Consider the following 12,611-nt stretch of genomic DNA (forward strand, 5'->3'; position numbering starts at 1 on the left):
ACTACCTCCAACAATGAAAATTTGTTTTATAACGTTTGCAATCGGTCTTTTTTGCTCAAAATGTCAGTCACGCGTACGCCAAAATTTTCTTCAATGACGACGACTTCGCCTTTAGCTATTAATTTTTGGTTGACTAGTATATCAACTGGTTCTCCAGCTAATTTATCCAACTCGACAATCGATCCTGGAGCAAGATCGAGTATTTCTTTTATTGTCTTTTTTGTTCTTCCAAGTTCAACGGTTACCTGGAGCGGGATGTCTAAAAGCATATCCAGGTTTTTCGTTTCAAAATGGCTTCTCTCCATTTCATTGAAATCTGAGAAAACAGCCGGCTCTACAGATACTGCCCGATGGCTCTCCATCGGCTTACTGATTGGGCGCGGTTCTTCTTTCATCGGCTCTGAATGCCGATGAACCGTTCCGGTGCCAGCACTTTCCATTGCAGGCTTTTCTTTATATTCAGGCTCGCCCGCTAGAACCATTTCCCTCGCCGGCTGTGGATTCAATAATTCCTCAACTAATGTCTTTGCAAAATCAACCTGGACTAGTTGCATAATGCTCGAATCAATTAATGTTCCTACTTTTAGCCGGAACGAAATGTTCACTAGAATGTCTTCATCAGGAATCAGATTTTCCTCCGAATTAAATTCTAGAATGTCAAGTTTTGGAGGGGAAATATCAACTTTTTTATTAAAAATGGTCGACATCGATGTTGAAGCTGAGCCCATCATTTGATTCATCGCTTCCCCAACAGCGCTTAAATGAAGTTCACCAAAGTCAGATGAAGGATTCGTTCCGTCTCCGCCAAGCATTAAATCGGCTATGATTCTAGCATCCGTCGTTTGGATAACAAGCAGGTTCGCACCTTTTATTCCCTCTGTATATGTAACTTGAACGGCAACATGGGGGACTGGAAACTGATCCATTAAACGATCTCTTTTTATAACCGAAACAGTCGGAGTTGTAATTTCAACCTTTTGATTTAACAATGTTGACAAAGCTGTGGCGGCACTGCCAAACGATATGTTGCCGATTTCTCCTAGCGCATCTTGTTCAATTGAAGTTAAATAGTCATTTACTGATACATTGTCTGAAGATTGAACATCCCTTCCATTTAACAACGCATCAATCTCTTCTTGTGATAACATTCCATCACTTGCCACTTTCCTCTTCCCCCTCAAGTACTTCGATAATTTGTACAGCCATTTGATTTCTTGACTTACCGGGCTGGCCTAAAAATTTCATCGTGTTTTCGATACGTATATGTAATGGTCGATCGATTTTTTGATTGAGCTGAATGATGTCTCCACACTCCAATTGCAAAAATTCCTCAACTGTCAAATCGGAACTTCCTAGTTCAACGGTTAACGGCAATTGGGTAAGTTTAATTTTTTGTTCTAAAAAGGCGGCTTCTTCGGGACGCCGGTTTTTTTGGTTTGTCTGCATCCAATAGTGCACGGACAGTTTTGGAATAATCGGCTCGAGCACAACATGAGGAAGACAAATGTTCATCATTCCGCTCGTTTCCCCGATCGTCGTCGTCAATGAAATGACGACAACCGTCTCATTTGGCGAAACCATTTGCAGGAATTGCGGATTCACTTCAAAACCTACCATATTAGGTTCAAGCGAAATCATATTCCCCCATGCTTCTTTAAAGCTTTCTAATGTTCTATCAAACAATTGCGACATAATTTTTGTTTCAATTTCCGTTAAGTTTTCTACTTTATTCATGCTTGCGCCATATCCGCCCATTACCCGATCAAGCATGGCATACGCGATATTCGGATTCACTTCGATCAAAAGGCGCCCTTCAAGCGGACTCGCCTCAAAAATATTTAAAATCGTCATCTTCGGGATCGACCGAATAAATTCTTCGTATGGAAGCTGGTCAACGGATGCAACATTGATTTGCACATAAGTCCTTAATTGTGCAGAAAAATAAGTTGTTAAAAGCCTTGCGAAATTCTCGTGCACTCTTGTAATGCTTCGTATTTGATCTTTAGAAAAACGCAACGCGCGTTTAAAATCATATGTTTTAACTTTTCTCTCTTCTTCTTCCTTCTTTAATTCCTCTGCATCCATTTCTCCGGTAGAAAGGGCAGACAATAAAGCATCAATTTCACTTTGCGATAATATTTCTGCCAAGTGCCTCACCTCTTTTCTAAAGGGGTTTTAACGATCCATCTTATTGAACAATTTTTTCTGTTGTGTAGACTCTGACAACCTTTCCTTCTTGCATCAGGCGGTTGATTTTCTGTTTTAATACATCCTCTAATCCAGTAATCCCTTTTTGTCCTTTTAAATCGTTCGCCTTCTTATCAGACAGTTCGTAAATGATGATATTGTTGATCTGGAATAATCGCTGCTCTATTTCTTGTTTCGCTTTTTTACTGCCTGCAAGAAGCTTAAATTTCACTTTAATATAGCTATCATCTGCCAAATTCGTCGTAATCTCTTCCGTCTCTACCGTCAGCTTTTCAAGTTCGTCTGCGGCCGGACTATTCTCTTCTTTGGACTTTGGAGAAAATTGATGGAAGAGATAAAATCCTAACAATCCTGCAATGATGACGGAAGAGATGACTGTACCAATGACTACCGTTTTTTTGCTCTTCTCCATTCAATTGTCCTCCCCGTCTTGTAAACTTGATCCAATGACTGTAATTTCTTTATAATAGGCAGTTATTTTTTCAATAACTTCCTGTTCTGACTCTTTTACAACCAATTTCTTTCCTGTTGTAAGTGTGATCGTCGTATCCGGAAATGATTCTACCAGCTCAATATATATGGCGTTTAACGCAAATTGCGCGCCGTTTAATTTTGTTAAAACTATCATTTGAAGATGGGGGTTAACTATTGAGGCGCTCCCCCTCCTCCCTTCACATTATTAACTAACGTTTAAGATTGACGAGCTCCTGCAAAATTTCATCAGATGTTGTGATAATTCTCGTATTGGCCTGGAAGCCGCGCTGGGCGACAATCATCTCGGTAAATTCTTCTGAAAGGTCAACGTTGGACATTTCAAGCGAACTTGATTTTATTGTCCCTAAACCGTTTGTTCCCGGATTATTAACAGTGGCATTCCCTGAATTCGTCGTCTGCCTGAAGAGATTTCCCCCTGCTTTTTCTAACCCTTCATTATTATTAAATTTCGCAAGTTGAATTTTTTGAGAATTGTTTAATGATCCATTTTGGATGTAGCTAATCGTTCCATCCGGACCAATGCTAAAACTTTCAGCATCTTTTGGAATCGATAATTTGCCTCCAGTTCCCTGAACATAGAGCCCGTCTGTGGTAACAAGATTTCCTTTTTCATCCAAATAAAAGTTGCCAGCCCGCGTATAATACGTATTTGTTCCATCTGTTACGACAAAATAGCCATCGCCATCAACTGCTAAATCAAGTGTACGGCCAGTCGTTTGCAAGCTTCCTTGCGTTTGAACCGTATCAATGGCCGCAAGCTGGGAACCGAGGCCAACCTGTTTCGGATTCACTCCCCCTCTAGTAGCTGATGGAGCACTTGCACCGGCAAGTTGCTGGCTCACTAAATCGCTAAATACCGTTCTTCCTTTTTTAAACCCGTATGTATTGACATTGGCGATATTGTTGCCGATAACATCTAATTTCGTTTGAAAATTTTTCATTCCGCTAATACCAGCGTACATAGAACGTAACATATTGCTTCCCCCTTTTAGTTTTTGGTTAAGGTTTGCTCACTTTAATTACTGCCCGATTATCAATTTTTGTCCCATCATCTAACTCGAGCTTTGTCGTCCCGTCCTCAAACAGGACTGACTTCACAACAGCTGTTTTCGTCTTTGGCGATGGATCTCCTGAATTCCCCGAGCTATCCACTTCATACGTAACCGTTTTTCCAATGAGCTCGCTTTGTTGAAAAAAAGACATATCACTTTGCTGGTATAAAAACTGTTCAAACATTTTGTTCATGTTCGTCATTTGTTCAAGTGATGAAAAAGTTGCCATTTGTGAAATAAATTCTTTATCTTCCATCGGGCTAGTCGGATCCTGGTTTTGCAATTGCGTAATTAAAATTTTTAAAAAATCATCTTTTCCAAGCGCGCTTGTGCCTGTCTGTCGTTCGTTTTTTTGATAGTTTGATAAATAAAGGTCACTTGAAACACGATTCTCCATTTTTTTCACACCTTTATATTAAGTTCATCTAATATATCGATAAATGATTGGTCGTCATCCTGGCTATTTTTTTCGTCTTTTAATGATGGTTGTTGCTCCTGTCTGTTATGCCTGCCGGAGAATGATCCTTGTTCCTTATAGCCCGCATCCTGCAGTGACGTGAAAATATCAATTTTGTTAAGCTGTAAATCGGATCCGTGAAAGGCGGTTTTCAAGTGATGCAGCTGTGATTCGAGCAATTCTTTTGCTGCTTGTGTTCCGGTCATAATTCTCGCTGTTATTTCACCGTTTTTTGAGAAAATCTGAATGTCTAACATTCCTAAATGCTCCGGCGTCAATTGAATAGAGAACCGGGATATTCCATTTTGCAAAATCGCCAATTGATGACGGCTTATAATTTGATTGAATTCACGAACAAATTGCCGTTCGGAGATTTCATCACCTTTATATTGAGGAACGTGAAGAACAAACTGTTCTAACGCATGCATCGGCGCGCTGTCAAATCGACTATTCATTGCATGTGACGCCGGTTTCGATGAAAAAAGTCGTGGATGAATCGCATCTATCCGCTTTAGCTGGCCTTCTATGCCCGCCTTGCCATCCATACTTGTGAAACTTGAAAGAACTTTTATAAATGGCCCGTTCTCCTTACTTGCATTCGGCTCAATTGATCGATGATTCGATTGGGACCATTGTTCAACCTGTTGAACGATTTCCTTTAAAAAATGGCCCCATGACGAATCCTTTTGGTCAATTTTTTGCAGGAACGGAAGATGAGTTACAAGTTCCCTTTGGATATGTTCGCCCACGCTTTGAAACATCCGGTTGTTTTCGATGGTTTTCAGATCGAGATAAGCGAGATGAATAACGAGTCCGAGCAATTGAACGACCGTTTCCTGTCCTTTTTCATCTTCCTTAACATTGCCCGCATGATTGGTTCCGTCGAACAATTTTTCCAATTGCTCCCCCAATTCCTTCGGCAAAAGCGAAAGCAGCTTTTTCGCATCATCCATTAATAGTTCTTTCGGCTCAAGCATTAGATCTCCCTCACCCAGCACTTTCTTTAGTTCAACAATGATTTGACCGGGTGGAATTTCAGCGTCCCTTGTCGAAACATCCTTCATATTTAAATTTGAAACTTGTAGAGCCTGCAATAAGGCATTATTAAACTCTTCGGCTTGAGGATTCTGGGAACTATTTGATGCTATAAATTCCGACATAAGCATAGTACAGGGTACCGTAATCTTCACGTCTACTTCCTCACCTCCTTTGTTTTAATAGGATGGTTAGTTCAGCAGCTTTTTTGGGTGTCATTTTTTCCAATATTCCTGCAGTTGCTTCATCATCTAGCATGTTTAAAATCTCAATTGCTTCTTTTGTTTTCATTTCTTCAATAATTGCTGCTGCATTTTTTGGCGACATCGCATTGTACCAGTTGGCAACCTTTTCTTTTTTGTCATTTGTTTTTGCGCTTTCTTCTTGATTGGTTTTGCTGGATTGACTTGTTTCTTCACGTTTTTTTGCTGCGGCAAGATCATCTTTTAATTGAAGGACTTCTGTCTCCTTGCTTGATAAATCTTTTTCCAGGCGGGAAATGACTTTATTTTGCTGAACGATTTTTTTATTCAACAGTTCCACTTGATGATTGCCAGTATTTTGGTCAATGTTCTTGTCTTTGGTCGCAAAGCTGGAAATCACGGGAAGTTCTTTCACTTTACCGAAAACATCGATTCCCATAAGCAGCATTACAATCCAACCGACGATGATTGCAAACAATAATGGAAAGAAAATCATTAGCAAAGCCTGTATTTTTTTGCCCGATTTTTCGCTAGTTGCCATTTCGTTCACCTAATTTCATTGATTGATATAGCGCAAAATCGAAAACTCATCATTTTGCTTATTTTCTTCAATAAATAGGGTTCTCTTGTACTCTTCCATTTGTCTTTCTTTTAATTTTTCATACTTTTTCACTTCAATTGTTTTTGAAACGAATTGCTGCTCTGCGATCTTCATTAGTTCGCGCGCTTTTTGTACTTGAATTTGCGCTTTTGCGATTTTTTGGGTTAACGATAGCAGATACCGCTGTGTATTCTGAAGATCGTTGACTACCATTTTCGATTTAAACTGTTCGTTTGAATGATGTTCTATTTCTTCTTTCCTCTTTAACAATTCATAAAGGTTGTTCGCCATTTGTTCGAACATTTGTACCGCTTGAGCATATTCGGCTTCCAACAGCTCTTTTTCTTTCTTCTTAACACGCAGTACTTTTTCTAATTTAAAGTGAAAAGCCATTTTATTCGTCCTTTCCAAATTCAGCAATCAACCGGTTAACGGACTCTTCAAAAGTTGTTTTTTCATCCGTATTTTGTTTCAAAAAAGAAATGATTTTCGGATATGCTTTAATCGCTTGATCAATTTTTTCCGTCGAACCTCGTTTATAAGCGCCAATTGCAATTAAATCTTCTGCTTCAATATAGCTGCTGAGCAGTTCCCTGAAATGATCTGCCGCTATACGATGTTTTTGGTCGACAATATCGTTCATGATTCGGCTGACGCTTTTCAGCAAATTAATCGCCGGGAATTGGCCTTTATTGGCAAGGTTCCGGTCAAGAACGAAATGACCATCAAGGATTCCTCTGACCGTATCAGCAATCGGTTCATTGAAATCATCGCCGTCGACAAGAACGGTATAAAAAGCGGTAATGCTCCCTTTCTCGCCCATTCCGGATCGTTCAAGCAATTTCGGCAATAAGGCAAATACGGACGGAGTGTATCCTTTTGTCGTTGGCGGCTCGCCAATAGCCAGGCCTATTTCACGCTGCGCCATTGCAACTCGCGTAACGGAATCCATCATTAACATGACGTTTTGGCCTTGATCCCTGAAATATTCCGCAATCGCAGTTGCCGTCATTGCTCCTTTTATTCTCATGAGAGCCGGTTGATCAGAGGTCGCCACAACGACGATTGAGCGTTTTAACCCTTCCTCTCCAAGGTCTTTTTCAATAAAGTCCATCACTTCCCGGCCACGTTCTCCAATTAATGCAATGACGTTTAGATCCGCGGTAGAACTCCTGGCGATCATTCCCATTAATGTACTTTTCCCCACGCCGCTTCCTGCAAAAATGCCAACACGTTGACCTTTTCCTACTGTTAGAAGACTATCGAGCGAACGAACTCCTAGCTGTATTTTTTCCTTAATTCTCGGTCTCGAAAGTGGATTAGGTGGTTCATTTTCAGTTGGAAAGCTTTTTAACCCTTTGATCCGTATTCTTTCATCTAATGGGGAACCGAGCCCATCCAAAACTGTCCCAAGCAGACTTCTACCAACTTTAATTTTCAGCGGCTCGTGGGTAGCTTCTACAAGACTGCCTGCCGATATTTCTTTCACATGGGTAAATGGCATTAATAATACATGCTCGCCGCTAAAGCCTACTACTTCTGCCTTTAGTTTTCTTCCGTCCTTTATATGTATCAAACAAAGATCTCCTATAGAAGCAACCGGCCCCCTCGATTCAATCATTAAGCCAACAACCCGATTCACTTTGCCAAATCGCCGATATGTATCAATGCGTTCAATTTTCGACAGCAGCTCCAGTGCTTTCATTTACTAGTACCTCTAAATATTCCATCATTTTTTTCTTTAACTCTGTAAATTGGCTGTCCAGTCCGGCTTCTATTTTTCCAAATGGGTACTCTAGCATACAGCCGTATTCTGGTAACGTTTCATCAGGGTATATATAAAAGTCCGTCGTCTCCAGCAATAAATTTTGTAATTCTTGCCTGTGCATAATGGTAAACTCGTACCAATCCGGATGAACATATAATTTAATCTCATCATTTTCCCTTGCTTCTTTAATCAAGTCTTTAACGATATTCGTCCAACTATCCGGATTTTCACGCAATGTATCTTTAACAAGCTTTTTCGCCATTTTCACGGCAAGTCTTACAATCGCCGGTTCTGCCTCTTCCAGTTTAGCCATGTAATCCCGTTTTGCGGCTTCCGCCATTTTTTTTACTTGTTCAAGAAGGGATTGATAACTTTCATACCCCTCCTTCCTTCCTATTTCATATCCAGCCCGGTATCCTTCTTGTCTGGCACGTTCCGTTTCTTCTTCGATTTTAATGAGAAGCTCTTCCCGGCTTCGTTCAAGATATGCCTCGTGTGCAAGACGCTCCTCTTCCATCTTTTCTTTCCATTGCTTCGCCTGGCGCTCAGCGCTATGAAGGATTTCAAGCGAACGTTTTTCACGGTATTCAATTCGTTCTTCGTCTGACAGTAAGTGATCAGTTACAATCGTTTGATCGATTTGTTGAATTTCAATTCTTCGGTTTGTCCGATGATTTAATTCCGCATGGGAAGATTTAATAACTTTAGACAATGATGTCATCTCCTCCACCGCGAGCAATCACGACTTCCCCCGCATCTTCTAACCTGCGGATAATAGCAACAATTCTAGACTGTGCTTCTTCTACATCACGCAGCCTGACAGGACCCATAAATTCCATTTCTTCTTTGAAATTTTCCGCCATGCGTTCGGACATATTCCGAAATAACACTTCTTTTACTTCTTCACTTGAAGCTTTTAGTGCAAGCAGTAAATCTTCATTTTGGACATCTCTGATAACACGCTGTATCGCACGATTATCAAGGGTGACAATATCTTCGAATACAAACATTCTCTTCTTAATTTCTTCCGCTAAATCAGGATCTTGAACTTCTAAAGATTCAAGAATTGTCCGTTCGGTACTGCGGTCAACGCCGTTAAGGACATCGACTACCGCCTCAATCCCCCCAGCCTGTGTAAAGTCATTGGATACGGTCGTTGAAAGCTTTCGCTCAAGTATTTGCTCGATTTCATTAATGATTTCCGGCGATGTCCGATCCATTGTGGCAATCCGTTTTGCCACATCAGCCTGCATTTCTTGCGGGAGTTCCGATAAAATTTGCCCCGCCTGGCTAGCGTCCAAATAGGACAAAATTAAAGCGATCGTTTGCGGATGCTCATTTTGAATAAAATTGAATATTTGAGCAGGATCCGCTTTTCGGGCAAAATCAAACGGCCGTACTTGCAATGTTGACGTTAATCGGTTGATAATGGCCATCGCTTCATTTTTGCCGACCGCTTTTTCAAGAACCGTTTTCGCATATCCGATCCCGCCTTGCGCAATATAATCTTGCGCCAGAGCAATCTGATGAAACTGACTAATGATATTTTCTTTCACTTCAGAATCTACTTTCCGAATTTGCGAGATTTGCAACGTCAGCTTTTCAATTTCCTCTTCACTTAAATATTTGTAGATTTGCGCGGCTATGTCCGGGCCTAAAGAGATCATTAAGAGCGCCGCTTTCTCTTTCCCTGACATTTCCTTTACTCCCCTGGCCATAAAGCATCCCCCTAAATCTTGCTAGCGGTAAAATGAGTCAACTGCCCATTGTCAATTGCCAAAATATCGTTTGCAATTAATCTTCTGATAACCATGTTCTGAGCAGTTTAACGAACTCCTCAGGTTTTTCCTTTGCCATTTTTTCCAGTTGTTCTTTGCGAACCGTTTCTTCTGATTCACGATCTATATTCACATCCGGTACATCGAATCTTTCCTTTTCAAAATCAAACTCTTCGATTTCCGCATCCATGTCTTCTCTTTCACGTTTCTTTCGTATTAAAAGGATGGCTAAAAGAATGATGACAACGAGTAAAACTCCGCCAATAATGTAAACCCAGATCGGCAAGCTAGATGTATTTGTTTGTCCTGTTGCCTGTTTTCCATGAAACGGTTGGACAGATACCGAAATTTTGTCTTGCATTTGTTGAGTTGTTAGATTTTGCGCCGCTGTCTTTGAAATGGACGTACTTACGACACTGCTTAATAATTGTTTAATATCATTGATCCTGGCCTGCGGAAGAGAATTCGGGTCGTTTGGCTTCGGTGGTTCAACAACGACTTGAATTCCTAAATCCCGGATTTCATATGGGCTTTTTTCAATTTCCCGTTTAATTTTATTAATGGCATAATTGATTTTGTCATCCGCTTTATCATACGTCCCATTTGATCCATTTGTCCCCGCCGGGTAAGTTGGTATATCGGTTTGGCCCGTACCTGCGACCCCACCCTGATTGCTTTGATTACCACTGTAGCTTTCCCTGATTTTTTCGACGCTTACTTCCAACCCCTTCATTTTTTTCTTATCAACAGGCTCTACTAAATTTTCTTCTCTTTTCTCCTTTGTAAAGTCAACATCCGCCGTAACGATCGATACGACTTTATCAGGACCGATAATCGTCCCTAACATTTGCTGGACACGGCGCTGGAGGTCTTTTTCAATATCCTGTTTGATTTGCTGCTCTTCTTCATATGTTGAGAGCGAAGAATTGGATTTATGTTCATTTAGATCAAAATCATTCGAATATTGATCTGTAATCACGATATTTTCCACAGGCAAATTCGGTATACTGCGGGAAACAAGTGTATATAATGCCTTTACCTGGCTTTCATTCAAGTTGTATCCAGGTTTAAGCTTCAATACAACGGATGCGGTCGCCTTTTTGTCTTCATCTGAAACCCACACGCTTTCTTCAGGCATGGTAATCATGACAGTTGCATCCTCGATGCCATCAATGCTTTTGATTAAATTAGCGAGTTTCGTCTGGGTAGCTTCCTTATTCAACACTTGAAATTCATTGTCCGTCATGCCAAACCCGCTTTTATCACTGAATACCGAAAAGTCGATATTCCCGCTTTTAGGTATTCCTTCAGCCGCAAGATCTACTTTCAATTGATCAACAACATCCGATGGGACGGATATCGTTGTTCCCCCATTTGACAGTTCTGACTTGATCCCTTTTGAATCCAGGCTTTCTTTAATTTGTCCGGCTTCCTGAGGAGATAAATTTGAATACAACGGAACGTATTCAGTTCTTGTGATAAAAAATACTGTTAAAATACTTGCAAGACATAGAATGATAGCTGATCCGAATAGGATAATTTTTTGTTTTTTTGTAAGTTCTTTGTAGCGCTGTACCACTTGATTTTTGAAGTTTATTAATTTCTCTTTCATCTTTTCCCCCAGATAAGTTACACGCAAAAAAAAATTTAATGAAGGGACCCATAAATTTAAACGATGATGCGAAACATATAATAGCACTATTAAACTTGTGTTCTCATAACCTCTTGATACGCTTCGATCACTTTATTTCGTATTTCAAGGGCAGTTTGAAGCGTGATATTCGCTTTTTCACTTGCGATCATCACTTGATGCAAATCAGTCGCTTTTCCGGTTACGAGTTGTTCGGCCGCTTGATCGGCCTGGATTTGCGAATCATTTACTTTATGTATCATTGTATTTAATATATGTGCAAATGAAGCAGGTGCTCCATTTGAATTGATCTTACTTTTGTTACTAACTGATAGAGTATTTCCTAAACTAGTGATGGAACTGATAGAATCCATGATTCTCCTCCTAACGGCCTATTTCTAATGCTTTTAAATACATTCCTTTTGCTGCATTTAAAGCAGTGACATTTGCTTCATACGATCGGTTTGCACTCATTAAATCGACCATTTCTTTAAGCGGGTCAACATTTGGCATTCTGACATATCCATTTTGGTCCGCATCCGGCGAATCTGGATCGTAAACGAGTTTAAACGGAGTCTGGTCTTCAACTATCGCCGTTACTTTAACACCATTTCCGCCTTGTTGAGCCGGCTTTAAGGAACTATTTAAAACAGATTGAAAAGTGTTATTCGGTTCCATGACAACCATTTTTCTTCGATATGGCTCCCATTTACCATTTACCATTTTTCCTCTTGTCGTATCGACATTCGCCATGTTCGACGATGCGATATCCATTCTCAGCCGTTCGGCCGTCAAGCCTGATGCCGAATTATTCAATGCTTGAAAAAACCCCATCGATTACTTACCACCTTTTGCAACCATTTTCAATCTGGTAAAATTCGCATTTAATTCTTGAATCAAAGCTTGATATAAAATTTGGTTCTTCGCCATTTCCGCCATTTCATGATCAATATCAACCGTATTTCCATTATTGTTCATTACCGAGTGGTCCGCTTCTTTTACCGTAAAGTTTCCTCTAGTAGAATTACTGAAATCGAAATGCCGATTGTCTGTTTTAAAAGCTTTTATAGAGCTTTCTAGTTCATCCCGAAACACAACTTGTTTTGCTTTGTAGTTTGGCGTGTCAATATTGGCAAGATTATTTGTTATCGTTTTCTGTTTGAGCGCAGCACCATCGAGCCCCCGTTCTAACATTTGGATTACCGGAGCTGAAAACATATCGTAGATCCCCCTCCTTCTTTTTTATAAATAGGAAAATGAAACTAAAAAATGGTCCGATATACCATATTCTACTTGATGTATACAAAATTTGTCTATGACTTTTTTACTAAATCGACATTTTTTGATATAAATAGGTCTATAGCCCTAATTATATCTTCCTATA

At 40.1% G+C, this 12,611-nt stretch carries 16 protein-coding genes; all 16 read right to left on the reverse strand.

What is annotated here, in order from left to right; translation table 11 throughout:
* Positions 1 to 26 precede the first annotated feature (26 nt).
* Positions 27 to 1,163 (reverse strand): flagellar motor switch phosphatase FliY, encoded by a 1,137-nt coding sequence (gene fliY / locus H538_RS0100505; protein ID WP_026675865.1) that lies wholly within the window; start codon positions 1,161 to 1,163, stop codon positions 27 to 29.
* Positions 1,153 to 2,148: a flagellar motor switch protein FliM gene (fliM, locus tag H538_RS0100510; protein ID WP_026675866.1), complete on the reverse strand. Its 996-nt coding sequence runs from the start codon at positions 2,146 to 2,148 to the stop codon at positions 1,153 to 1,155. The genes fliY and fliM overlap by 11 nt, the downstream gene beginning before the upstream one ends.
* Positions 2,149 to 2,188: 40 nt before the next feature.
* Entirely contained in the window at positions 2,189 to 2,620 is a 432-nt protein-coding gene (gene fliL / locus H538_RS0100515; RefSeq protein WP_026675867.1) for a flagellar basal body-associated protein FliL, read from the reverse strand.
* On the reverse strand, positions 2,621 to 2,836 hold the full coding sequence (locus H538_RS0100520) for a flagellar FlbD family protein (RefSeq protein WP_026675868.1): 216 nt from the start codon (positions 2,834 to 2,836) through the stop codon (positions 2,621 to 2,623).
* A 55-nt stretch (positions 2,837 to 2,891) separates the two neighbouring features.
* Positions 2,892 to 3,677 carry a flagellar basal body rod protein FlgG gene (flgG, locus tag H538_RS0100525; RefSeq protein ID WP_026675869.1) on the reverse strand — a complete coding sequence of 262 codons (786 nt, stop codon included), beginning with the start codon at positions 3,675 to 3,677 and terminating at the stop codon, positions 2,892 to 2,894.
* Between the two features lie 25 nt (positions 3,678 to 3,702).
* Positions 3,703 to 4,152, reverse strand: a complete 450-nt coding sequence (gene flgD / locus H538_RS0100530) for a flagellar hook assembly protein FlgD (protein WP_026675870.1) — start codon at positions 4,150 to 4,152, stop codon at positions 3,703 to 3,705.
* A gap of 5 nt (positions 4,153 to 4,157) precedes the next feature.
* The gene (locus H538_RS0100535) at positions 4,158 to 5,402 is read right to left on the reverse strand and encodes a flagellar hook-length control protein FliK (protein ID WP_154657874.1); all 1,245 of its coding nucleotides are present in this window, start codon (positions 5,400 to 5,402) and stop codon (positions 4,158 to 4,160) included.
* A gap of 10 nt (positions 5,403 to 5,412) precedes the next feature.
* Positions 5,413 to 5,991 carry a MotE family protein gene (locus H538_RS0100540; protein ID WP_026675872.1) on the reverse strand — a complete coding sequence of 193 codons (579 nt, stop codon included), beginning with the start codon at positions 5,989 to 5,991 and terminating at the stop codon, positions 5,413 to 5,415.
* Positions 5,992 to 6,006: 15 nt separating this feature from the next.
* On the reverse strand, positions 6,007 to 6,444 hold the full coding sequence (gene fliJ / locus H538_RS0100545; protein ID WP_026675873.1) for a flagellar export protein FliJ: 438 nt from the start codon (positions 6,442 to 6,444) through the stop codon (positions 6,007 to 6,009).
* Between the two features lies 1 nt (position 6,445).
* A complete protein-coding gene (fliI, locus tag H538_RS0100550) occupies positions 6,446 to 7,756 on the reverse strand; it encodes a flagellar protein export ATPase FliI (RefSeq protein ID WP_026675874.1) in 1,311 nt (436 codons plus the stop codon).
* Complete coding sequence (gene fliH / locus H538_RS0100555; RefSeq protein ID WP_026675875.1) at positions 7,725 to 8,531, reverse strand: flagellar assembly protein FliH; 807 nt, start codon at positions 8,529 to 8,531, stop codon at positions 7,725 to 7,727. The genes fliI and fliH overlap by 32 nt, the downstream gene beginning before the upstream one ends.
* Entirely contained in the window at positions 8,524 to 9,537 is a 1,014-nt protein-coding gene (gene fliG / locus H538_RS0100560; RefSeq protein WP_026675876.1) for a flagellar motor switch protein FliG, read from the reverse strand. The genes fliH and fliG overlap by 8 nt, the downstream gene beginning before the upstream one ends.
* 76 nt (positions 9,538 to 9,613) lie before the next feature.
* Positions 9,614 to 11,209 (reverse strand): flagellar basal-body MS-ring/collar protein FliF, encoded by a 1,596-nt coding sequence (gene fliF / locus H538_RS0100565; protein WP_026675877.1) that lies wholly within the window; start codon positions 11,207 to 11,209, stop codon positions 9,614 to 9,616.
* Positions 11,210 to 11,298: 89 nt separating this feature from the next.
* Positions 11,299 to 11,601: a flagellar hook-basal body complex protein FliE gene (gene fliE / locus H538_RS0100570; RefSeq protein ID WP_051291170.1), complete on the reverse strand. Its 303-nt coding sequence runs from the start codon at positions 11,599 to 11,601 to the stop codon at positions 11,299 to 11,301.
* Positions 11,602 to 11,611: 10 nt separating this feature from the next.
* Positions 11,612 to 12,061, reverse strand: coding sequence for a flagellar basal body rod protein FlgC (flgC, locus tag H538_RS0100575; RefSeq protein WP_026675879.1), 450 nt, complete (start codon positions 12,059 to 12,061; stop codon positions 11,612 to 11,614).
* A gap of 3 nt (positions 12,062 to 12,064) precedes the next feature.
* Positions 12,065 to 12,445, reverse strand: coding sequence for a flagellar basal body rod protein FlgB (gene flgB, locus H538_RS0100580; protein WP_026675880.1), 381 nt, complete (start codon positions 12,443 to 12,445; stop codon positions 12,065 to 12,067).
* Positions 12,446 to 12,611 lie beyond the last annotated feature (166 nt).

The organism is Fictibacillus gelatini DSM 15865 (assembly GCF_000430745.1).
GTDB lineage: Bacteria > Bacillota > Bacilli > Bacillales > Fictibacillaceae > Fictibacillus_A > Fictibacillus_A gelatini.

What these genes read in the sequence shown, in the direction of transcription:
- fliE (WP_051291170.1), bottom strand. Translation starts at nt 11,601, where the DNA reads ATGGATTCTATCAGTTCCATCACTAGTTTAGGAAATACTCTATCAGTT.
- flgC (WP_026675879.1), bottom strand. Translation starts at nt 12,061, where the DNA reads ATGGGGTTTTTTCAAGCATTGAATAATTCGGCATCAGGCTTGACGGCC.
- flgG (WP_026675869.1), bottom strand. Translation starts at nt 3,677, where the DNA reads ATGTTACGTTCTATGTACGCTGGTATTAGCGGAATGAAAAATTTTCAA.
- fliG (WP_026675876.1), bottom strand. Translation starts at nt 9,537, where the DNA reads ATGGCCAGGGGAGTAAAGGAAATGTCAGGGAAAGAGAAAGCGGCGCTC.
- fliI (WP_026675874.1), bottom strand. Translation starts at nt 7,756, where the DNA reads ATGAAAGCACTGGAGCTGCTGTCGAAAATTGAACGCATTGATACATAT.
- H538_RS0100520 (WP_026675868.1), bottom strand. Translation starts at nt 2,836, where the DNA reads ATGATAGTTTTAACAAAATTAAACGGCGCGCAATTTGCGTTAAACGCC.
- fliL (WP_026675867.1), bottom strand. Translation starts at nt 2,620, where the DNA reads ATGGAGAAGAGCAAAAAAACGGTAGTCATTGGTACAGTCATCTCTTCC.
- H538_RS0100540 (WP_026675872.1), bottom strand. Translation starts at nt 5,991, where the DNA reads ATGGCAACTAGCGAAAAATCGGGCAAAAAAATACAGGCTTTGCTAATG.
- fliF (WP_026675877.1), bottom strand. Translation starts at nt 11,209, where the DNA reads ATGAAAGAGAAATTAATAAACTTCAAAAATCAAGTGGTACAGCGCTAC.
- flgB (WP_026675880.1), bottom strand. Translation starts at nt 12,445, where the DNA reads ATGTTTTCAGCTCCGGTAATCCAAATGTTAGAACGGGGGCTCGATGGT.
- fliJ (WP_026675873.1), bottom strand. Translation starts at nt 6,444, where the DNA reads ATGGCTTTTCACTTTAAATTAGAAAAAGTACTGCGTGTTAAGAAGAAA.
- flgD (WP_026675870.1), bottom strand. Translation starts at nt 4,152, where the DNA reads ATGGAGAATCGTGTTTCAAGTGACCTTTATTTATCAAACTATCAAAAA.